This window comes from Pseudomonas sp. A014 (assembly GCF_052378495.1).
Taxonomy (GTDB): Bacteria; Pseudomonadota; Gammaproteobacteria; order Pseudomonadales; family Pseudomonadaceae; genus Aquipseudomonas; species Aquipseudomonas machongensis.
Window position 1 is genome coordinate 518,716 of record NZ_CP199001.1, and the last position, 17,735, is coordinate 536,450.

The 17,735-nt window shown below is 57.7% G+C and carries 25 protein-coding genes; all 25 read left to right on the top strand.

The features are described from left to right. The first annotated feature begins 46 nt into the window (after positions 1-46). The 25 genes from rpoC (at position 47) to rpmD (ending at position 17,735) form a co-directional block, all read left to right on the top strand. On the top strand, positions 47-4,246 hold the full coding sequence (gene rpoC, locus ACTYOL_RS02440; RefSeq protein WP_054893560.1) for a DNA-directed RNA polymerase subunit beta': 4,200 nt from the start codon (positions 47-49) through the stop codon (positions 4,244-4,246). A gap of 210 nt (positions 4,247-4,456) precedes the next feature. Continuing rightward, complete coding sequence (rpsL, locus tag ACTYOL_RS02445) at positions 4,457-4,828, top strand: 30S ribosomal protein S12 (RefSeq protein WP_003255492.1); 372 nt, start codon at positions 4,457-4,459, stop codon at positions 4,826-4,828. 106 nt (positions 4,829-4,934) lie between these two features. Beyond that, positions 4,935-5,405 (top strand): 30S ribosomal protein S7, encoded by a 471-nt coding sequence (rpsG, locus tag ACTYOL_RS02450; protein ID WP_003246741.1) that lies wholly within the window; start codon positions 4,935-4,937, stop codon positions 5,403-5,405. Positions 5,406-5,435: 30 nt separating this feature from the next. Next, a complete protein-coding gene (gene fusA, locus ACTYOL_RS02455; RefSeq protein WP_054893561.1) occupies positions 5,436-7,583 on the top strand; it encodes an elongation factor G in 2,148 nt (715 codons plus the stop codon). 27 nt (positions 7,584-7,610) lie between these two features. Continuing rightward, a complete protein-coding gene (gene tuf / locus ACTYOL_RS02460; RefSeq protein WP_013970626.1) occupies positions 7,611-8,804 on the top strand; it encodes an elongation factor Tu in 1,194 nt (397 codons plus the stop codon). Between the two features lie 141 nt (positions 8,805-8,945). Further along, positions 8,946-9,257 carry a 30S ribosomal protein S10 gene (gene rpsJ, locus ACTYOL_RS02465; protein ID WP_003186070.1) on the top strand — a complete coding sequence of 104 codons (312 nt, stop codon included), beginning with the start codon at positions 8,946-8,948 and terminating at the stop codon, positions 9,255-9,257. Between the two features lie 81 nt (positions 9,258-9,338). After that, positions 9,339-9,974, top strand: a complete 636-nt coding sequence (gene rplC, locus ACTYOL_RS02470; protein WP_054893562.1) for a 50S ribosomal protein L3 — start codon at positions 9,339-9,341, stop codon at positions 9,972-9,974. A gap of 12 nt (positions 9,975-9,986) precedes the next feature. Continuing rightward, positions 9,987-10,589: a 50S ribosomal protein L4 gene (rplD, locus tag ACTYOL_RS02475; protein ID WP_009397517.1), complete on the top strand. Its 603-nt coding sequence runs from the start codon at positions 9,987-9,989 to the stop codon at positions 10,587-10,589. Beyond that, on the top strand, positions 10,586-10,885 hold the full coding sequence (gene rplW / locus ACTYOL_RS02480) for a 50S ribosomal protein L23 (protein WP_003255484.1): 300 nt from the start codon (positions 10,586-10,588) through the stop codon (positions 10,883-10,885). Before rplD ends, rplW begins: the two co-directional genes overlap by 4 nt. A 14-nt stretch (positions 10,886-10,899) precedes the next feature. Further along, the gene (rplB, locus tag ACTYOL_RS02485) at positions 10,900-11,724 is read left to right on the top strand and encodes a 50S ribosomal protein L2 (RefSeq protein WP_029614573.1); all 825 of its coding nucleotides are present in this window, start codon (positions 10,900-10,902) and stop codon (positions 11,722-11,724) included. Between the two features lie 16 nt (positions 11,725-11,740). Next, positions 11,741-12,016, top strand: coding sequence for a 30S ribosomal protein S19 (rpsS, locus tag ACTYOL_RS02490; protein ID WP_010486981.1), 276 nt, complete (start codon positions 11,741-11,743; stop codon positions 12,014-12,016). Between the two features lie 11 nt (positions 12,017-12,027). Beyond that, entirely contained in the window at positions 12,028-12,360 is a 333-nt protein-coding gene (gene rplV / locus ACTYOL_RS02495) for a 50S ribosomal protein L22 (protein WP_003103908.1), read from the top strand. 13 nt (positions 12,361-12,373) lie between these two features. Continuing rightward, on the top strand, positions 12,374-13,060 hold the full coding sequence (gene rpsC, locus ACTYOL_RS02500; RefSeq protein ID WP_003255481.1) for a 30S ribosomal protein S3: 687 nt from the start codon (positions 12,374-12,376) through the stop codon (positions 13,058-13,060). A 12-nt stretch (positions 13,061-13,072) separates the two neighbouring features. After that, the gene (gene rplP / locus ACTYOL_RS02505; RefSeq protein WP_009397508.1) at positions 13,073-13,486 is read left to right on the top strand and encodes a 50S ribosomal protein L16; all 414 of its coding nucleotides are present in this window, start codon (positions 13,073-13,075) and stop codon (positions 13,484-13,486) included. Further along, complete coding sequence (gene rpmC, locus ACTYOL_RS02510; RefSeq protein ID WP_002555481.1) at positions 13,486-13,677, top strand: 50S ribosomal protein L29; 192 nt, start codon at positions 13,486-13,488, stop codon at positions 13,675-13,677. Before rplP ends, rpmC begins: the two co-directional genes overlap by 1 nt. Before the next feature lie 2 nt (positions 13,678-13,679). Then, positions 13,680-13,946, top strand: a complete 267-nt coding sequence (rpsQ, locus tag ACTYOL_RS02515; protein ID WP_023534981.1) for a 30S ribosomal protein S17 — start codon at positions 13,680-13,682, stop codon at positions 13,944-13,946. 23 nt (positions 13,947-13,969) lie between these two features. After that, complete coding sequence (gene rplN, locus ACTYOL_RS02520; RefSeq protein ID WP_011063774.1) at positions 13,970-14,338, top strand: 50S ribosomal protein L14; 369 nt, start codon at positions 13,970-13,972, stop codon at positions 14,336-14,338. Positions 14,339-14,349: 11 nt separating this feature from the next. After that, positions 14,350-14,664, top strand: coding sequence for a 50S ribosomal protein L24 (rplX, locus tag ACTYOL_RS02525; protein WP_003255476.1), 315 nt, complete (start codon positions 14,350-14,352; stop codon positions 14,662-14,664). Positions 14,665-14,684: 20 nt separating this feature from the next. After that, positions 14,685-15,224, top strand: coding sequence for a 50S ribosomal protein L5 (gene rplE / locus ACTYOL_RS02530; RefSeq protein ID WP_003255474.1), 540 nt, complete (start codon positions 14,685-14,687; stop codon positions 15,222-15,224). 13 nt (positions 15,225-15,237) lie between these two features. Further along, entirely contained in the window at positions 15,238-15,543 is a 306-nt protein-coding gene (gene rpsN / locus ACTYOL_RS02535) for a 30S ribosomal protein S14 (RefSeq protein WP_013970638.1), read from the top strand. Between the two features lie 209 nt (positions 15,544-15,752). Continuing rightward, the gene (gene rpsH, locus ACTYOL_RS02540; RefSeq protein ID WP_023382627.1) at positions 15,753-16,145 is read left to right on the top strand and encodes a 30S ribosomal protein S8; all 393 of its coding nucleotides are present in this window, start codon (positions 15,753-15,755) and stop codon (positions 16,143-16,145) included. Positions 16,146-16,157: 12 nt separating this feature from the next. Then, positions 16,158-16,691 carry a 50S ribosomal protein L6 gene (gene rplF, locus ACTYOL_RS02545; RefSeq protein WP_027594874.1) on the top strand — a complete coding sequence of 178 codons (534 nt, stop codon included), beginning with the start codon at positions 16,158-16,160 and terminating at the stop codon, positions 16,689-16,691. Positions 16,692-16,701: 10 nt separating this feature from the next. Continuing rightward, on the top strand, positions 16,702-17,052 hold the full coding sequence (gene rplR / locus ACTYOL_RS02550) for a 50S ribosomal protein L18 (RefSeq protein WP_444757492.1): 351 nt from the start codon (positions 16,702-16,704) through the stop codon (positions 17,050-17,052). 3 nt (positions 17,053-17,055) lie between these two features. After that, the gene (rpsE, locus tag ACTYOL_RS02555) at positions 17,056-17,556 is read left to right on the top strand and encodes a 30S ribosomal protein S5 (RefSeq protein ID WP_003255465.1); all 501 of its coding nucleotides are present in this window, start codon (positions 17,056-17,058) and stop codon (positions 17,554-17,556) included. A 2-nt stretch (positions 17,557-17,558) separates the two neighbouring features. After that, entirely contained in the window at positions 17,559-17,735 is a 177-nt protein-coding gene (gene rpmD, locus ACTYOL_RS02560) for a 50S ribosomal protein L30 (RefSeq protein ID WP_029614570.1), read from the top strand.

Genomic DNA, 17,735 nt, shown 5'->3' on the forward strand with positions numbered 1-17,735 from the left:
GTGGGGCTGGTATAGCCCACTTCCTGCTCCGCCAGGAGGAAAGGCCTTGAAAGACCTACTGAATTTGCTGAAAAACCAGGGTCAAGTCGAAGAGTTCGACGCCATCCGCATCGGTCTGGCGTCGCCTGAAATGATCCGTTCGTGGTCGTTCGGTGAAGTTAAGAAGCCGGAAACCATCAACTACCGTACGTTCAAGCCTGAGCGTGACGGTCTGTTCTGCGCCAAGATCTTTGGCCCAGTCAAGGACTACGAGTGCCTGTGCGGCAAGTACAAGCGCCTCAAGCACCGCGGTGTCATCTGCGAGAAGTGCGGCGTTGAAGTTGCCCTGGCCAAGGTTCGTCGTGAGCGCATGGCGCACATCGAACTGGCCTCGCCGGTCGCCCACATCTGGTTCCTGAAGTCGCTGCCGTCCCGTATCGGCCTGCTGATGGACATGACCCTGCGTGACATCGAGCGCGTGCTCTACTTCGAGAGCTACGTGGTGATCGATCCAGGCATGACCACCCTCGAGAAGGGTCAGCTGCTGAACGACGAGCAGTACTTCGAAGCGCTGGAAGAGTTCGGTGACGACTTCGACGCCCGCATGGGTGCCGAGGCTGTCCGCGAGCTGCTGCACGCGATCGACCTGGAGCACGAGATTGGCCGTCTGCGTGAAGAGATTCCGCAAACCAACTCGGAAACCAAGATCAAGAAGCTGTCCAAGCGCCTGAAGCTGATGGAAGCTTTCCAGGGCTCGGGCAACCTGCCTGAGTGGATGGTCCTGACCGTCCTGCCAGTGCTGCCGCCGGACCTGCGTCCGCTGGTTCCGCTGGATGGTGGCCGCTTCGCGACCTCCGACCTGAACGACCTGTATCGTCGGGTGATCAACCGTAACAACCGTCTGAAGCGCCTGCTCGATCTGTCGGCGCCGGACATCATCGTGCGCAACGAAAAGCGCATGCTGCAGGAAGCAGTCGATGCCCTGCTCGACAACGGCCGTCGCGGTCGCGCCATCACTGGCTCGAACAAGCGTCCGCTGAAGTCGCTGGCCGACATGATCAAAGGTAAGCAAGGTCGCTTCCGTCAGAACTTGCTCGGTAAGCGCGTGGACTACTCCGGTCGTTCGGTAATTACCGTAGGCCCGACCCTGCGTCTGCATCAGTGCGGTCTGCCGAAGAAGATGGCCCTCGAGCTGTTCAAGCCGTTCATTTTCGGCAAGCTGGAAATGCGTGGTCTGGCGACCACCATCAAGGCGGCCAAGAAGATGGTCGAGCGCGAGTTGCCAGAGGTCTGGGACGTTCTCGCCGAAGTCATCCGCGAACACCCCGTCCTGCTGAACCGTGCACCGACGCTGCACCGTCTGGGTATCCAGGCGTTCGAGCCGGTGCTGATCGAAGGCAAGGCGATCCAGCTGCACCCGCTGGTCTGTGCTGCGTACAACGCCGACTTCGACGGTGACCAGATGGCCGTTCACGTGCCGCTGACCCTGGAAGCCCAGCTCGAAGCGCGCGCGCTGATGATGTCGACCAACAACATCCTGTCGCCAGCCAACGGTGAGCCGATCATCGTTCCTTCGCAGGACGTTGTACTGGGTCTGTACTACATGACCCGCGAAGCCATCAACGCCAAGGGCGAAGGTCGCGTGTTCGCCGACCTGCAGGAAGTCGACCGCGTATTCCGCGCCGGCGAGGCTGCCCTGCACGCGAAAATCAAGGTCCGTATCAACGAGACCGTGAAAGACCGTGATGGCAGCGTCACCAAGAACACCCGTATCGTCGACACCACCGTTGGCCGTGCGCTGCTGTTCCAGGTCGTTCCGGCAGGTCTGCCGTACGACGTGGTCAACCAGCCCATGAAGAAGAAGGCGATCTCCAAGCTGATCAACCAGTGCTACCGCGTGGTGGGTCTGAAAGAGACCGTGATCTTCGCTGACCAGTTGATGTACACCGGTTTCGCTTACTCGACCATTTCCGGCGTCTCGATCGGTGTTAACGACTTCGTTATCCCGGACGAAAAAGCCCGCATCATCGGTACTGCCACCGATGAAGTGAAGGAAATCGAGAGCCAGTACGCCTCCGGCCTGGTTACCCAGGGCGAGAAGTACAACAAGGTCATCGACTTGTGGTCGAAGGCGAACGACGAAGTGTCCAAGGCGATGATGGCCAACCTCTCGAAAGAGAAGGTCATCGACCGCGAGGGCAAGGAAGTCGAGCAAGAGTCCTTCAACTCGATGTACATGATGGCTGACTCCGGTGCGCGGGGTTCCGCTGCACAGATTCGTCAGCTGGCTGGTATGCGTGGTCTGATGGCCAAGCCGGACGGCTCGATCATCGAGACGCCGATCACTGCGAACTTCCGTGAAGGTCTGAGCGTACTGCAGTACTTCATCTCGACCCACGGTGCTCGTAAAGGTCTGGCGGATACCGCACTGAAGACTGCGAACTCCGGTTACCTGACTCGCCGTCTGGTAGACGTGGCGCAGGATCTGGTCGTGACCGAGATCGACTGCGGCACCGACCAGGGCCTGTTGATGACGCCGCACATCGAAGGTGGCGACGTTGTAGAGCCGCTGGGTGAGCGTGTTCTGGGTCGTGTCATCGCCCGCGACGTGTTCAAGCCTGGTACCGAGGACGTCATCGTTCCTGCTGGCACCCTGGTCGACGAGAAGTGGGTCGAGTTCATCGAGCTGAACAGCATCGACGAAGTGATCGTGCGTTCGCCGATCAGCTGCGAAACCCGCTACGGCATCTGCGCCAAGTGCTACGGTCGTGACCTGGCTCGTGGTCACCAGGTGAACATCGGTGAAGCTGTCGGCGTCATCGCTGCACAGTCGATCGGTGAGCCGGGTACCCAGCTGACCATGCGTACCTTCCACATCGGTGGTGCTGCGAGCCGTACCTCGGCTGCCGACAGCGTCCAGGTGAAGAACGGCGGTATGGTACGTCTGCACAACCTGAAGCAGGTCGAGCGTGCCGATGGCAACCTGGTCGCGGTATCGCGTTCCGGCGAGCTGGCCATTGCCGACGAGTTCGGTCGTGAGCGTGAGCGCTACAAGCTGCCTTACGGTGCCGTGATTTCGGTCAAGGAAGGTGAGAAGGTCGAAGCTGGCGCCATCGTCGCCAAGTGGGACCCGCACACCCACCCGATCGTTACCGAGCTGAAAGGTACCGTGACCTTCGTGGGCATGGAAGAAAACATCACGATCAAGCGCCAGACCGACGAACTGACCGGCCTGACCAACATTGAAGTCCTGGACGTCAAGGATCGCCCTGCCGCTGGCAAGGAAATCCGTCCGGCCATCAAGATGGTCGACGCCAACGGCAAGGATCTGTACCTGCCTGGTACCGACGTACCGGCTCAGTACTTCCTGCCAGCCAACGCCCTCGTCGGTGTGGCTGACGGTGCCCAGATCGGCGTCGGTGACGTTATCGCGCGTATCCCGCAAGAAACGTCGAAGACCCGTGACATCACCGGTGGTCTGCCGCGCGTTGCCGACCTGTTCGAAGCGCGTCGTCCGAAGGAAGCGTCGATCCTGGCTGAAGTCAGCGGTACCATCGCGTTCGGTAAAGAGACCAAGGGCAAGCGTCGCCTGGTCATCACGCCGACCGACGGCAGCGATCCGTACGAAGAGCTGATTCCGAAGTGGCGCCACCTGAACGTCTTCGAAGGCGAACAGGTAAACCGCGGCGAAGTCATCTCCGACGGTCCAAGTGATCCGCACGACATCCTGCGTCTGCTGGGTGTCAGCGCGCTGGCGAAATACATCGTCAACGAGATCCAGGACGTTTACCGTCTGCAGGGCGTGAAGATCAACGACAAGCACATCGAGACCATCCTGCGCCAGATGCTGCGCAAGGTCGAGATCAGCGAGTCGGGCGATTCCAGCTTCATCAAGGGCGACCAGATGGAGCTGACCCAGGTGCTGGTAGAGAACGAGCGTCTGGCTGGCGAAGACAAGTTCATCTCCAAGTTCACCCGAGTCCTGCTGGGTATCACCAAGGCGTCGTTGTCGACCGAGTCGTTCATCTCCGCGGCTTCCTTCCAGGAAACCACCCGCGTACTGACCGAAGCGGCGGTAACCGGCAAGCGCGACTACCTGCGCGGCCTGAAAGAGAACGTGGTCGTGGGTCGTCTGATCCCGGCCGGTACCGGTCTGGCCTACCACAGCGAGCGCAAGCGTCGCCGTGATGCCGACAAGCCGCTGCGTGTGAGCGCCAGTGAGGTGGAAGCCGCACTGACCGAAGCGCTGAACTCCAGCGGTAACTAAGAAGAGGCGGGGCCCCGGCCCCTTCCTCCCGAGTCTCGGTGACATGATTTGTTGCCGATGATCGGGCAGGAAGGGTCGGGGCCTTGTCTTGACTGGGTGCAAGATCCTCTTTAGACTTTTGTACCCTTAAATTTGGTGAGGCTCCGTCTCGCCAATTTTTGGCTTTCTTGCAAGACAATAGAGTCGCAAGACAATCAGTGGAGCTAGTAGATGGCAACTATCAACCAGCTGGTACGTCAGCCGCGCAAGCGTTCGGTCGAGAAGTCCGACGTTCCTGCGCTGCAGAACTGCCCGCAGCGTCGTGGCGTGTGCACCCGTGTGTACACCACCACGCCGAAAAAACCTAACTCGGCACTGCGTAAAGTATGCCGTGTGCGTCTGACCAACGGTTTCGAGGTTTCCTCGTACATCGGCGGTGAAGGCCACAACCTGCAAGAGCACAGCGTCGTCCTGATCCGTGGCGGCCGTGTAAAAGACTTGCCAGGTGTTCGTTACCACACCGTTCGCGGCTCTCTGGATACTTCGGGCGTCAAAGGCCGTAACCAGGGCCGTTCGAAGTACGGTACCAAGCGTCCGAAGTAATCGGTCGTTTGCAGACATCCATTTATTTGAGTCGATAAGAGTAAGGTCGGGCAGGGGTCGAAGACCCGCGTCCCGGGCTAACCTGAAGACCGTTTGAGGGCTTATCATGCCAAGACGTCGTGTAGCAGCAAAACGTGAGATCCTTGACGATCCGAAATACGGATCTCAGATCCTCGCCAAGTTCATGAACCACGTGATGGAAAGCGGCAAGAAGGCCGTAGCCGAGCGCATCGTTTACGGTGCCCTGGATACCGTCAAAGCACGCAAGAACAGCGACCCCCTGGAAATCTTCGAGAAAGCTCTCGACGCCATCGCTCCGCTGGTCGAAGTAAAGTCCCGTCGTGTCGGCGGTGCCACTTACCAGGTTCCGGTTGAAGTTCGTCCATCCCGTCGTAACGCTCTGGCAATGCGCTGGCTCGTAGACTACGCCCGCAAGCGCGGCGAGAAGTCGATGGCCCTGCGCCTGGCCGGCGAACTGCTGGATGCTGCCGAAGGCAAGGGTGCTGCAGTCAAGAAGCGTGAAGACGTGCACCGTATGGCCGAAGCCAACAAAGCGTTCTCGCACTACCGCTTCTAATTCAAGCATCAATCATTTTGCGAGGGCTTTATGGCTCGTACTACAGCAATTAACCGCTACCGTAACATTGGTATCTGTGCCCACGTTGACGCGGGCAAGACCACCACTACCGAGCGGATCCTGTTCTACACAGGTCTGAGCCACAAGATGGGCGAGGTGCATGATGGCGCCGCGACCACCGACTGGATGGTGCAGGAGCAGGAGCGCGGTATCACCATTACCTCCGCTGCCGTTACCACCTTCTGGAAAGGCTCCCGTGGTCAGTACGACAACTACCGCGTAAACGTCATCGATACCCCCGGCCACGTTGACTTCACCATTGAAGTAGAGCGTTCGCTGCGTGTACTCGACGGCGCGGTCGTCGTGTTCTGCGGTACTTCCGGCGTTGAGCCTCAGTCCGAAACCGTATGGCGTCAGGCCAACAAGTACGGCGTTCCACGTGTTGTCTACGTGAACAAGATGGACCGTGCCGGTGCCAACTTCCTGCGCGTTGTCGGTCAGATCAAGAACCGCCTGGGTCACACCCCGGTTCCGGTCCAGCTGGCCATCGGTGCTGAAGATGACTTCCAGGGTCAGGTTGACCTGATCAAGATGAAGGCCATCTACTGGAACGATGACGACAAAGGCACCACCTATCGCGAGGAAGAGATTCCTGCCGAGCTGGTGGACCTGGCCAACGAATGGCGCAGCAATATGGTCGAGGCTGCTGCCGAGGCCAACGAAGAGCTGATGAACAAGTACCTCGAAGAAGGTGACCTGTCCGTCGAAGACATCAAGGCTGGTCTGCGCGCCCGTACCCTGGCGAGCGAGATCGTTCCTGCTGTCTGCGGTTCCTCGTTCAAGAACAAGGGCGTTCCCCTGGTTCTCGACGCCGTCATTGACTTCCTGCCTGCGCCAACCGAGATCCCTGCGATCAAGGGTATCCACCCTGATCTGATCGACGTGCCGAAGGATGAAGTCACTCCAGAGCAGTACGACGAGCGTCCTGCTGACGACAACGAGCCGTTCTCGGCCCTGGCGTTCAAGATTGCCACCGACCCGTTCGTGGGTACTCTGACCTTCGTCCGCGTCTACTCGGGCTTCCTGACCTCCGGTGACTCCGTCATCAACTCGGTCAAAGGCAAGAAAGAGCGCGTTGGTCGTATGGTGCAGATGCACGCCAACCAGCGTGAAGAGATCAAAGAAGTACGCGCTGGCGACATCGCTGCTCTGATCGGCATGAAGGACGTCACCACCGGTGACACCCTGTGCAACGCCGACAAGCCGATCATCCTCGAGCGTATGGACTTCCCTGAGCCGGTAATTTCGCTCTCCGTAGAGCCGAAAACCAAGGCTGACCAGGAGAAGATGGGTATCGCTCTGGGCAAGCTGGCCCAGGAAGACCCGTCGTTCCGCGTCAAGACCGACGAAGAAACCGGCCAGACCATCATCTCCGGTATGGGTGAGCTGCACCTGGACATCCTCGTTGACCGCATGAAGCGCGAGTTCAACGTCGAGTGCAACGTCGGCAAGCCGCAGGTTTCGTACCGCGAGAAGATCACCAAGTCCAACGTCGAGATCGAAGGCAAGTTCGTTCGTCAGTCGGGTGGTCGTGGTCAGTTCGGTCACTGCTGGATCCGTTTCTCGGAGCCGGACGTGGACGAGAAAGGCAACATCACCGAAGGTCTGGTGTTCACCAACGAAGTCGTTGGTGGTGTGATTCCTAAGGAATTCATCGCCCCGATCCAGAAGGGTATCGAAGAGCAGATGAAAAACGGCGTTGTTGCCGGCTATCCGCTGCTCGGCCTGAAGGCTACGGTATTCGACGGTTCGTACCACGACGTCGACTCCAACGAAATGGCGTTCAAAATCGCCGCTTCGATGGCGACCAAGCAGCTGGCCCAGAAGGGCGGTGGCGTGGTGCTTGAGCCGATCATGAAGGTCGAAGTTGTAACCCCGGAAGACTACCTGGGTGACGTGATGGGTGACCTGAGCCGTCGTCGCGGGATGATCCAGGGTAATGAAGACTCGGTGTCCGGCAAGGTAATCACTGCTGAGGTACCGCTCGGAGAGATGTTCGGTTACGCGACCGACGTTCGTTCCATGTCTCAGGGTCGCGCAAGCTACTCCATGGAATTCTCCAAATACGCCGAAGCTCCGTCGAACATCGTCGAAGCACTCGTTAAAAAACAAGGCTAATCCCCTTTAGGCAAGAGGTTCACTGTCGTGGCTAAAGAAAAATTTGATCGTTCCCTTCCCCACGTTAACGTCGGCACTATCGGCCACGTTGACCACGGTAAGACCACTCTGACCGCAGCTCTGACTCGCGTCTGCTCCGAAGTTTTCGGTTCGGCAGTCGTTGAGTTCGACAAGATCGACTCGGCTCCGGAAGAAAAAGCGCGCGGTATCACCATCAACACCGCTCACGTCGAGTACAACTCGAACATTCGTCACTACGCTCACGTTGACTGCCCAGGTCACGCTGACTACGTGAAGAACATGATCACCGGTGCTGCCCAGATGGACGGCGCGATCCTGGTTTGCTCGGCTGCCGATGGTCCGATGCCACAAACCCGTGAGCACATCCTGCTGTCCCGTCAGGTAGGCGTTCCGTACATCGTGGTCTTCCTGAACAAGGCTGACCTGGTAGACGACGCTGAGCTGCTGGAACTGGTCGAGATGGAAGTTCGCGACCTGCTGTCCACCTACGACTTCCCAGGCGACGACACTCCGATCATCATCGGTTCGGCTCGTATGGCGCTGGAAGGCAAAGACGACAACGAAATGGGTACTACCGCTGTCAAGAAGCTGGTAGAAACTCTGGATGCCTACATCCCTGAGCCAGTTCGTGCCGTCGACCAGCCGTTCCTGATGCCGATCGAAGACGTATTCTCGATCTCGGGTCGTGGTACCGTTGTTACCGGCCGTATCGAGCGTGGCATCGTTCGCGTTCAGGATCCGCTGGAAATCGTTGGTCTGCGTGACACCACCACCACCACCTGCACCGGTGTTGAGATGTTCCGCAAGCTGCTGGACGAAGGTCGTGCTGGCGAGAACTGCGGCGTTCTGCTGCGTGGTACCAAGCGTGACGACGTTGAGCGTGGCCAGGTTCTGGTCAAGCCAGGTTCGGTCAAGCCGCACACCAAGTTCACCGCAGAAGTCTACGTTCTGTCGAAGGAAGAAGGCGGTCGTCACACTCCGTTCTTCAAAGGCTACCGTCCTCAGTTCTACTTCCGTACCACTGACGTGACCGGTAACTGCGAACTGCCGGAAGGCGTTGAAATGGTAATGCCAGGTGACAACATTCAGATGACTGTCACCCTGATCAAGACCATCGCAATGGAAGACGGTCTGCGCTTCGCCATCCGTGAAGGCGGTCGTACCGTCGGCGCCGGCGTCGTAGCCAAAATCATCGAGTAATCACTCGACCGATTGAAAAAACCCCCGCTTAGCGGGGGTTTTTTTTATTGGGTTGACACTAAATAGGGGCGTCTATAGAATCACGCCTCCTTTTAGCGGGCGTAGTGCGTCCGTTGGGAACAGCCTGGAGTCTGAAATCCAATGCAAAATCAGCAAATCCGTATCAGGTTGAAGGCTTTCGACCATCGCCTGATCGACCAATCCACCCAGGAAATCGTGGAAACCGCGAAACGTACTGGTGCACAAGTGCGTGGTCCAATTCCACTGCCTACCCGCAAAGAGCGTTTCACCGTTCTGGTCTCCCCGCACGTCAACAAAGACGCGCGTGACCAGTACGAGATTCGCACTCATAAGCGCGTTCTGGACATCGTCCAGCCAACGGATAAAACCGTTGATGCGCTGATGAAGCTTGATCTCGCGGCAGGTGTGGAAGTGCAGATCAGCCTCGGCTAAGACTTCGGTCTGAGTCGTGTAACGCTCTGAAATGGGCGGCCATAGCGGGTGAAAGCCCCGTACACTCATGAGGTTTACAACATGACTATTGGTGTAGTCGGTCGCAAGTGCGGTATGACCCGCATTTTCACCGAAGAAGGTGTCTCCATTCCGGTCACGGTCATCGAGATCGAGCCGAATCGTGTCACCCAGTTCAAAACTGAAGAAACCGATGGCTACCGTGCAGTGCAAGTCACTGTCGGCGAGCGTCGTGCTTCGCGCGTGACTGCCGCTCAGGCAGGTCACTTCGCCAAGGCTAACGTTGCCGCTGGTCGCGGTGTCTGGGAGTTCCGTCTTGAAGAAGGCGATTTCCAGGCTGGCGATCTGATCAAAGCTGAACTCTTCACTGCAGGCCAGCTGGTAGACGTAACCGGTCAGTCCAAAGGTAAAGGCTTCGCCGGTACCATCAAGCGTTGGAACTTCCGTGGTCAGGACAACACCCACGGTAACTCCGTATCGCACCGTGTCCCTGGCTCCATCGGCCAGTGCCAGACTCCTGGTCGTGTATTCAAGGGCAAGAAGATGTCCGGTCACATGGGCGCTGAGCGCGTGACTGTACAGTCCCTGGAAGTAGTACGCGTAGACGCTGAACGCAACCTGCTGCTGATCAAGGGTGCCGTTCCAGGCGCTACTGGCGGCGACGTGGTTGTGCGTCCGGCTGTCAAGGCTCGCGGTTAAGGGGAAACTGACATGCAACTCAATGTAAATGACGCTCAGGCGATCGAAGTTTCCGAACTGACTTTCGGTGGCGAATTCAACGAGACGCTGGTACACCAAGCAGTCGTGGCCTACATGGCCGGCGGCCGTCAGGGCACCAAGCAGCAGAAGACCCGCTCTGACGTAGCCGGTGGCGGTAAGCGCCCATGGCGTCAGAAGGGTACTGGCCGTGCTCGTGCCGGTACCACTCGTGGTCCGATCTGGCGTGGCGGTGGTGTCACCTTCGCAGCTCGCCCTCAGGATCACTCGCAGAAGCTCAACAAGAAGATGTACCGCGCAGCACTGCGCTCCATCCTCTCCGAGCTGGTGCGTAGCGATCGTCTGGTCGTGGTTCAGGACTTCGCTGTCGAAGCGCCGAAAACCAAAGACCTGCTGAACAAGCTGAACGGCATGGGCCTGAACGACGTACTGATCGTTTCGGACGCAGTTGATCAGAATCTGTACCTGGCTGCTCGTAACCTGCCGCACGTCGACGTACGTGACGTCCAGGGTTCCGACCCGGTCAGCCTGATCGCCTACGAGAAAGTGTTGATCACTGTCTCCGCCGTGAAGAAATTCGAGGAGCTGCTGGGATGAACCAGGAACGCGTATTCAAAGTCCTCCTTGGCCCGCACGTTTCCGAGAAGGCTACCGTTCTGGCTGAGAAAAAAGGCCAGTTCGTATTCAAGGTTGCTACCGATGCAACCAAGCTGGAAATCAAGAAAGCTGTCGAAGGCCTGTTCAACGTAAAAGTTGAAAACGTGTCGACTGTCAACGTCCTGGGTAAAACCAAGCGTACCGCACGTGGTCTGGGCAAGCGTAATGACTGGAAGAAGGCGATCGTCTCCCTTCAGCCAGGCCAAGATCTCGATTTCAGCAGCAGTGCTGAGTAAGGAAGGGGTGCATCATGGCAATCGTTAAATGCAAACCGACTTCCCCTGGCCGCCGTTTCGTGGTCAAGGTGGTCAACAAGGAGCTGCACAAAGGCGCTCCTCACGCACCGCTGCTCGAGAAGAAATCGAAGTCTGGTGGTCGTAACAACAATGGCCGCATTACCACTCGTCACGTTGGTGGTGGTCACAAGCAGCATTACCGTCTGGTCGACTTCCGTCGCAACGACAAAGATGGCATTCCAGCCACTGTCGAGCGCGTGGAATACGATCCAAACCGTACTGCTCACATCGCCCTGCTGTGCTACGCAGACGGCGAGCGTCGCTACATCATCGCCCCTAAAGGCGTGAGCGCTGGCGACCAGCTGATCGCAGGTGCCCTGGCCCCAATCAAGGCCGGTAACTCCCTGCAACTGCGCAACATCCCGGTAGGTAGCACCATTCACGGCATCGAACTGAAGCCGGGTAAAGGTGCACAGATCGCTCGTTCCGCTGGTGCTTCGGCTCAGCTGATCGCTCGTGAAGGTGCCTACGTGACTCTGCGTCTGCGCTCCGGTGAGATGCGCAAAGTACTGGCTGAATGCCGTGCGACCCTGGGTGAAGTCTCGAACTCCGAGCACAGCCTGCGTTCGCTGGGTAAAGCTGGTGCCAAACGCTGGCGCGGCGTTCGCCCAACCGTTCGTGGTGTTGCCATGAACCCGGTTGACCACCCACATGGTGGTGGTGAAGGTCGTACCTCCGGTGGTCGTCATCCGGTATCGCCATGGGGCTTCCCAACCAAGGGTGCGAAAACCCGTGGTAATAAGCGTACCGACAACATGATCGTCCGTCGTCGCAAGTAACTAGAGGGATACGACAGTGCCACGTTCTCTGAAAAAAGGTCCTTTTATCGATCTTCACCTGCTGAAGAAGATCGAAGTGGCGGTGGAGAAGAACGATCGCAAGCCAGTGAAAACCTGGTCGCGCCGTTCGATGATCCTGCCACAAATGGTCGGTCTGACCATCGCGGTACACAACGGTCGCCAACACGTCCCAGTTCTCGTGAACGAAGACATGGTCGGCCACAAACTGGGCGAGTTCGCCGGTACCCGCACCTATCGCGGGCACGTGGCTGACAAGAAAGCCAAGCGTTAAGGGGTAAGGAAATGGAAGTAGCCGCTAAGTTGTCGGGCGCTCGAATCTCCGCCCAGAAAGCCCGCTTGGTCGCCGACCAGATCCGCGGGAAGAAGGTGGGCGAAGCGCTCAACCTGTTGGCCTTCAGCAGCAAAAAAGCCGCTGAAATCATGAAGAAAGTCCTCGAGTCGGCCGTTGCCAACGCCGAACACAACGAAGGCGCAGACGTTGATGACCTGAAGGTCAGCACCGTTTTCGTCAACGAAGGGCGTTCGCTGAAGCGCATCATGCCGCGAGCCAAAGGCCGCGCTGATCGCATCGTCAAGCGGTCTTGCCATATCACTGTCAAGGTTGCGGACAAGTAACGGAGTCGATCAGATGGGTCAGAAAGTACATCCCACTGGCATTCGCCTGGGAATCGTCAAGGAGCACACCTCCGTCTGGTACGCAGACGGTGCTACTTACGCAGATTACCTGTTGAAGGATCTGAAAACGCGTGAGTACCTCCAAGACAAACTAAAAAGCGCGTCCGTAAGCCGTATCGATATTCATCGTCCGGCTCAAACTGCACGCATCACCATCCACACCGCTCGTCCCGGTATCGTTATCGGCAAGAAGGGTGAGGATGTAGAGAAGCTGCGTCAGGACCTGACCAAGCAGATGGGTGTGCCTGTGCACATCAACATCGAAGAGATCCGCAAGCCGGAACTCGACGCCATGCTGGTTGCGCAAAGCGTTGCCCAGCAGCTGGAGCGCCGCGTTATGTTCCGTCGCGCCATGAAGCGCGCCGTACAGAACGCCATGCGTATTGGTGCCAAAGGCATCAAGATCCAGGTGAGCGGTCGTCTCGGCGGTGCCGAGATCGCCCGTACTGAGTGGTATCGCGAAGGTCGTGTGCCTCTGCACACCCTGCGTGCCGATATCGACTACAACACCTACGAAGCTCACACCACCTATGGTGTGATCGGTGTGAAGGTTTGGATCTTCAAAGGCGAAGTAATTGGTGGTCGCCAGGAAGAGCTGAAGCCGCAAGCACCAGCGCCTCGTAAAAAAGCTGCTAAGTAAGGGGTACGCCAAATGTTGCAACCAAAGCGTACAAAATTCCGCAAGCAGATGACCGGCCACAACCGTGGTCTGGCACTGCGCGGTAGCAAGGTCAGCTTCGGCGAGTTCGCTCTGAAAGCTGTCGCTCGCGGTCGTCTCACCGCCCGCCAGATCGAGTCGGCGCGTCGTGCGCTGACCCGTCACGTAAAACGTGGCGGCAAGATCTGGATCCGTGTATTCCCGGACAAGCCGGTTACCAAGAAGCCTCTCGAGGTTCGTATGGGTAAAGGTAAGGGTTCCGTGGAGTACTGGGTTGCCCAGATCCAGCCAGGCAAAGTCCTGTACGAGATCGAGGGTGTTTCTGAAGAGCTGGCGCGCGAAGCTTTCGCCCTGGCTGCTGCAAAGCTGCCTCTCGCCACCTCCTTTGTTAAGCGGACGGTGATGTGATGAAAGCGAATGAACTTCGTGAAAAATCGGCACAGCAACTGAATGAGCAACTGCTCGGCTTGCTGCGCGACCAGTTCAATCTGCGTATGCAGAAAGCAACTGGCCAGTTGGGGCAGTCGCACCTGCTCTCGCAAGTTAAGCGTGACATCGCTCGCGTGAAAACTGTGCTCAACCAGCAGGCAGGTAAGTGATCATGGCTGAAGCTGAAAAAACCGTCCGTACGCTGACTGGCCGTGTCGTCAGCGACAAAATGGACAAGACCATCACCGTTCTGATCGAGCGTCGCGTTAAGCACCCGATCTACGGTAAATACGTTAAGCGTTCGACTAAGCTGCACGCGCACGACGAAACCAACCAGTGCAAGATCGGCGACAAGGTTTCGATTACCGAAACTCGTCCGCTGGCCAAGACCAAGTCCTGGGCACTGGTTGAAGTCCTCGAACGCGCTGTTGAAGTCTAAGGGCTAGGGGTCGGAGAAATTTTATGATTCAGACTCAATCCATGCTCGATGTGGCCGATAACAGCGGCGCTCGTCGCGTCATGTGCATCAAGGTGCTCGGCGGTTCGCACCGCCGTTACGCCGGCATCGGTGACATCATCAAAGTTACCGTCAAGGAAGCGATTCCTCGCGGTAAGGTCAAGAAAGGCCAGGTGATGACCGCTGTTGTCGTCCGTACCCGTCACGGTGTACGTCGCGCTGACGGTTCCATCATTCGTTTCGACGGCAACGCTGCTGTTCTGCTGAACAACAAGCAAGAGCCGATCGGTACCCGCATCTTCGGGCCAGTGACCCGTGAACTTCGTAACGAGAAGTTCATGAAGATCGTCTCGCTCGCCCCTGAAGTGCTGTAAGGAGATCCGACATGCAAAAGATTCGTCGTGACGACGAGATCATCGTGATCGCCGGCAAAGACAAGGGTAAGCGCGGTAAGGTGCTGAAGGTTCTCGCTGATGACCGTCTGGTCATCGGTGGTGTCAACCTGGTCAAGCGTCATACCAAGCCGAACCCGATGGCAGGCGTTCAGGGCGGTATCGTCGAGAAAGAAGCGCCTCTGCACGCTTCCAACGTGGCCATCTTCAATGGCGAAACCAACAAGGCTGACCGCGTTGGTTTCAAAGTAGAAGACGGTAAGAAAATTCGTGTCTTCAAGTCGACCCAAAAAGCGGTTGATGCTTGAACACTGCTAGGTAGAAGACCATGGCACGACTGAAAGAGATTTACCGGAACGAAATCGCTCCCAAGCTTAAGGAAGAACTTAAGCTGTCGAACGTGATGGAAGTTCCGCGCGTTACCAAGATCACCCTGAACATGGGTCTGGGCGAAGCGATCGGCGACAAGAAAGTCATCGAGCATGCAGTTGCCGACCTGGAAAAGATCACCGGTCAAAAGCCGGTCGTGACTTTCGCTCGTAAATCCATCGCGGGCTTCAAAGTCCGTGAAGGCTGGCCGATCGGCGTCAAGGTGACCCTGCGTAGCGACAAGATGTACGAATTCCTGGACCGCCTGCTGGCGATCTCCCTGCCTCGGGTTCGCGACTTCCGCGGCCTGAATGCCAAGTCCTTCGATGGTCGTGGCAACTACAGCATGGGCGTGAAAGAGCAGATCATCTTCCCGGAAATCGACTACGACAAGATCGATGCTCTGCGCGGTTTGGACATCACCCTGACCACCACTGCTCGTTCGGACGACGAAGGCCGCGCTCTGCTGCGTGCATTCAAGTTCCCGTTCCGCAACTGATTGGAGTAGGAAAATGGCCAAGAAGAGCATGAAAAACCGCGAGCTGAAGCGTCAGCTCACGGTAGCCAAGTACGCCAAAAAGCGTGCCGAGCTGAAAGCGACCATCGTCAACCTGAACGCCTCTCCAGAAGAGCGTTTCGCTGCCGTTGTCGCTCTGCAGAAGCAGCCTCGTGATGCCAGCGCTTCGCGTCTGCGCAACCGTTGCCGCCTGACCGGTCGTCCTCACGGTGTTTACCGTAAGTTCGGCCTGGGCCGTAACATGCTGCGTCAAGCTGCAATGCGCGGTGACGTACCAGGTCTGGTCAAGGCCTCCTGGTAATCGCTGCAGGTGTGATCCCGGCGTAGGGGGAGCAATCTTCCGACCGCCGGTGACATCGCCAACAAACAAGCCCCCTCGTGGGGCTTGTTTCGTTTCTGTCTTGTGTCTAGAATGACCGGCTCACCTGAGCCTGGGTTTTTTGCCCGGGGCGGTCAGGTGGTTGTGATAGCCGCAAGGCTAATAATTCTTGTATCAGGAGCATCTAGCCCATGAGTATGCAGGACCCGTTAGCGGACATGCTAACTCGCATCCGTAATGCCCAGATGGCTGAAAAGTCCGTCGTAAGCATGCCTTCCTCCACTCTGAAGGTCGCGGTTGCCAAAGTTCTGAAGGACGAAGGTTACATCGCTGGCTACCAGGTCAGTGGCGAAGCCAAGCCTTCCCTGTCGATCGAACTGAAGTACTTCGAAGGCCGTCCGGTCATCGAGGAACTGAAGCGCTCCAGCCGTCCAGGCCTGCGCCAGTACAAGTCCGTCTCCGACCTGCCGAAAGTACGTGGCGGTCTGGGCGTGTCTATCGTCTCCACCAACAAAGGTGTGATGACTGATCGCGCTGCGCGCGCTGCCGGTGTCGGTGGCGAAGTTCTGTGCACAGTGTTCTAAGGGGAGATAGGCATGTCTCGCGTCGCTAAGAACCCCGTTAAGCTGCCATCCGGTGTCGAAGTCAAATTCGCCGGCCAGCAGCTTTCGGTGAAGGGTGCCAAGGGCACTCTCGAACTGAACGTTCACTCGTCTGTTGAAGTTACCGAAGAGTCCGGCGAGCTGCGCTTCGTCGCTCGCAACGGTGACCAGCAAGCTCGTGCCATGGCCGGTACCACCCGTGCTCTGGTGAACAACATGGTCCAGGGCGTAAGCCAAGGCTTCGAGCGCAAGCTCCAGCTGGTCGGTGTTGGTTACAAGGCACAGGCCAAGGGCACCATCCTGAACCTGGCTCTGGGCTTCTCGCATCCAGTGGACTACGAACTGCCAGCCGGTATCACCGCTGAAACCCCAAGCCAGACCGACATCCTGATCAAGGGTATCGACAAGCAGCTGGTGGGTCAGGTGGCCGCTGAAATCCGCGACTTCCGTCCGCCAGAGCCTTACAAAGGCAAGGGTGTGCGTTACGCGGACGAAGTAGTCCGTCGTAAAGAAGCCAAGAAGAAGTAGGGCCTAGCAAATGACCGACAAAAAAGTTATTCGACTGCGTCGCGCTCGCAAAGCACGCCTGAAAATGCACGAGCTAGAAGCCGTGCGTCTGTGCGTGTTCCGCTCCTCGCAGCACATCTATGCCCAGGTCATTTCGGCCGACGGCAGCAAGGTTCTGGCAAGCGCCTCGACCTTGGACAAAGAACTGCGTGATGGCGCCACCGGCAACATCGACGCGGCCACTAAGGTTGGCAAGCTGGTAGCTGAGCGTGCGAAAGCCGCCGGTGTATCTCAAGTTGCCTTTGACCGTTCCGGCTTCAAGTACCATGGTCGCGTCAGGGCGCTGGCCGATGCTGCTCGTGAAGGCGGACTGGAGTTCTAAGTTATGGCAAATAACGATCAAAAGCGCGACGAAGGCTACATCGAGAAGCTGGTTCAAGTTAACCGCGTTGCTAAAACCGTTAAAGGCGGCCGTATCTTCACCTTCACCGCGCTGACCGTGGTAGGTGATGGCAAAGGTCGCGTCGGCTTCGGCCGTGGCAAATCGCGCGAAGTACCTGCCGCGATCCAGAAAGCCATGGAAGCTGCCCGTCGCAATATGATCCAGGTTGACCTGAAGGGCACCACCCTGCAGTACGCCACCAAGGCTGCCCACGGCGCCTCGAAGGTTTACATGCAGCCTGCTTCGGAAGGTACCGGTATCATCGCCGGCGGCGCAATGCGTGCTGTCCTGGAAGTTGCTGGTGTCCAGAACGTTCTGGCCAAGTGCTACGGTTCGACCAACCCAGTGAACGTGGTTTATGCCACCTTCAAGGGTCTGAAAGCCATGCAATCTCCTGAATCCATTGCTGCCAAGCGCGGCAAGAGCGTTGAGGAGATCTTCTGATCATGGCAACCGTAAAAGTAACGCTGATCAAGAGCACCGCCGGCCGCCTGCCTAACCACATCCTGTGCGTTAAAGGCCTGGGTCTGCGTCGCATCGGTCACACTGTAGAAGTCCAGGATACTCCCGAGAATCGCGGGATGATCAACAAGGCTTACTACATGCTGCGCGTCGAGGGTTAA

What these genes read in the sequence shown, in the direction of transcription:
- rplW (WP_003255484.1), top strand. Translation starts at nt 10,586, where the DNA reads ATGAACCAGGAACGCGTATTCAAAGTCCTCCTTGGCCCGCACGTTTCC.
- rplN (WP_011063774.1), top strand. Translation starts at nt 13,970, where the DNA reads ATGATTCAGACTCAATCCATGCTCGATGTGGCCGATAACAGCGGCGCT.
- rplF (WP_027594874.1), top strand. Translation starts at nt 16,158, where the DNA reads ATGTCTCGCGTCGCTAAGAACCCCGTTAAGCTGCCATCCGGTGTCGAA.
- rpsC (WP_003255481.1), top strand. Translation starts at nt 12,374, where the DNA reads ATGGGTCAGAAAGTACATCCCACTGGCATTCGCCTGGGAATCGTCAAG.
- rplR (WP_444757492.1), top strand. Translation starts at nt 16,702, where the DNA reads ATGACCGACAAAAAAGTTATTCGACTGCGTCGCGCTCGCAAAGCACGC.
- rpsL (WP_003255492.1), top strand. Translation starts at nt 4,457, where the DNA reads ATGGCAACTATCAACCAGCTGGTACGTCAGCCGCGCAAGCGTTCGGTC.
- rplB (WP_029614573.1), top strand. Translation starts at nt 10,900, where the DNA reads ATGGCAATCGTTAAATGCAAACCGACTTCCCCTGGCCGCCGTTTCGTG.
- rpsN (WP_013970638.1), top strand. Translation starts at nt 15,238, where the DNA reads ATGGCCAAGAAGAGCATGAAAAACCGCGAGCTGAAGCGTCAGCTCACG.
- rplX (WP_003255476.1), top strand. Translation starts at nt 14,350, where the DNA reads ATGCAAAAGATTCGTCGTGACGACGAGATCATCGTGATCGCCGGCAAA.
- fusA (WP_054893561.1), top strand. Translation starts at nt 5,436, where the DNA reads ATGGCTCGTACTACAGCAATTAACCGCTACCGTAACATTGGTATCTGT.
- rplV (WP_003103908.1), top strand. Translation starts at nt 12,028, where the DNA reads ATGGAAGTAGCCGCTAAGTTGTCGGGCGCTCGAATCTCCGCCCAGAAA.
- rpsE (WP_003255465.1), top strand. Translation starts at nt 17,056, where the DNA reads ATGGCAAATAACGATCAAAAGCGCGACGAAGGCTACATCGAGAAGCTG.
- rplD (WP_009397517.1), top strand. Translation starts at nt 9,987, where the DNA reads ATGCAACTCAATGTAAATGACGCTCAGGCGATCGAAGTTTCCGAACTG.
- rplE (WP_003255474.1), top strand. Translation starts at nt 14,685, where the DNA reads ATGGCACGACTGAAAGAGATTTACCGGAACGAAATCGCTCCCAAGCTT.
- rpmC (WP_002555481.1), top strand. Translation starts at nt 13,486, where the DNA reads ATGAAAGCGAATGAACTTCGTGAAAAATCGGCACAGCAACTGAATGAG.
- rpsJ (WP_003186070.1), top strand. Translation starts at nt 8,946, where the DNA reads ATGCAAAATCAGCAAATCCGTATCAGGTTGAAGGCTTTCGACCATCGC.
- rpsQ (WP_023534981.1), top strand. Translation starts at nt 13,680, where the DNA reads ATGGCTGAAGCTGAAAAAACCGTCCGTACGCTGACTGGCCGTGTCGTC.
- rpsG (WP_003246741.1), top strand. Translation starts at nt 4,935, where the DNA reads ATGCCAAGACGTCGTGTAGCAGCAAAACGTGAGATCCTTGACGATCCG.
- rplC (WP_054893562.1), top strand. Translation starts at nt 9,339, where the DNA reads ATGACTATTGGTGTAGTCGGTCGCAAGTGCGGTATGACCCGCATTTTC.
- rpsH (WP_023382627.1), top strand. Translation starts at nt 15,753, where the DNA reads ATGAGTATGCAGGACCCGTTAGCGGACATGCTAACTCGCATCCGTAAT.
- rplP (WP_009397508.1), top strand. Translation starts at nt 13,073, where the DNA reads ATGTTGCAACCAAAGCGTACAAAATTCCGCAAGCAGATGACCGGCCAC.
- rpmD (WP_029614570.1), top strand. Translation starts at nt 17,559, where the DNA reads ATGGCAACCGTAAAAGTAACGCTGATCAAGAGCACCGCCGGCCGCCTG.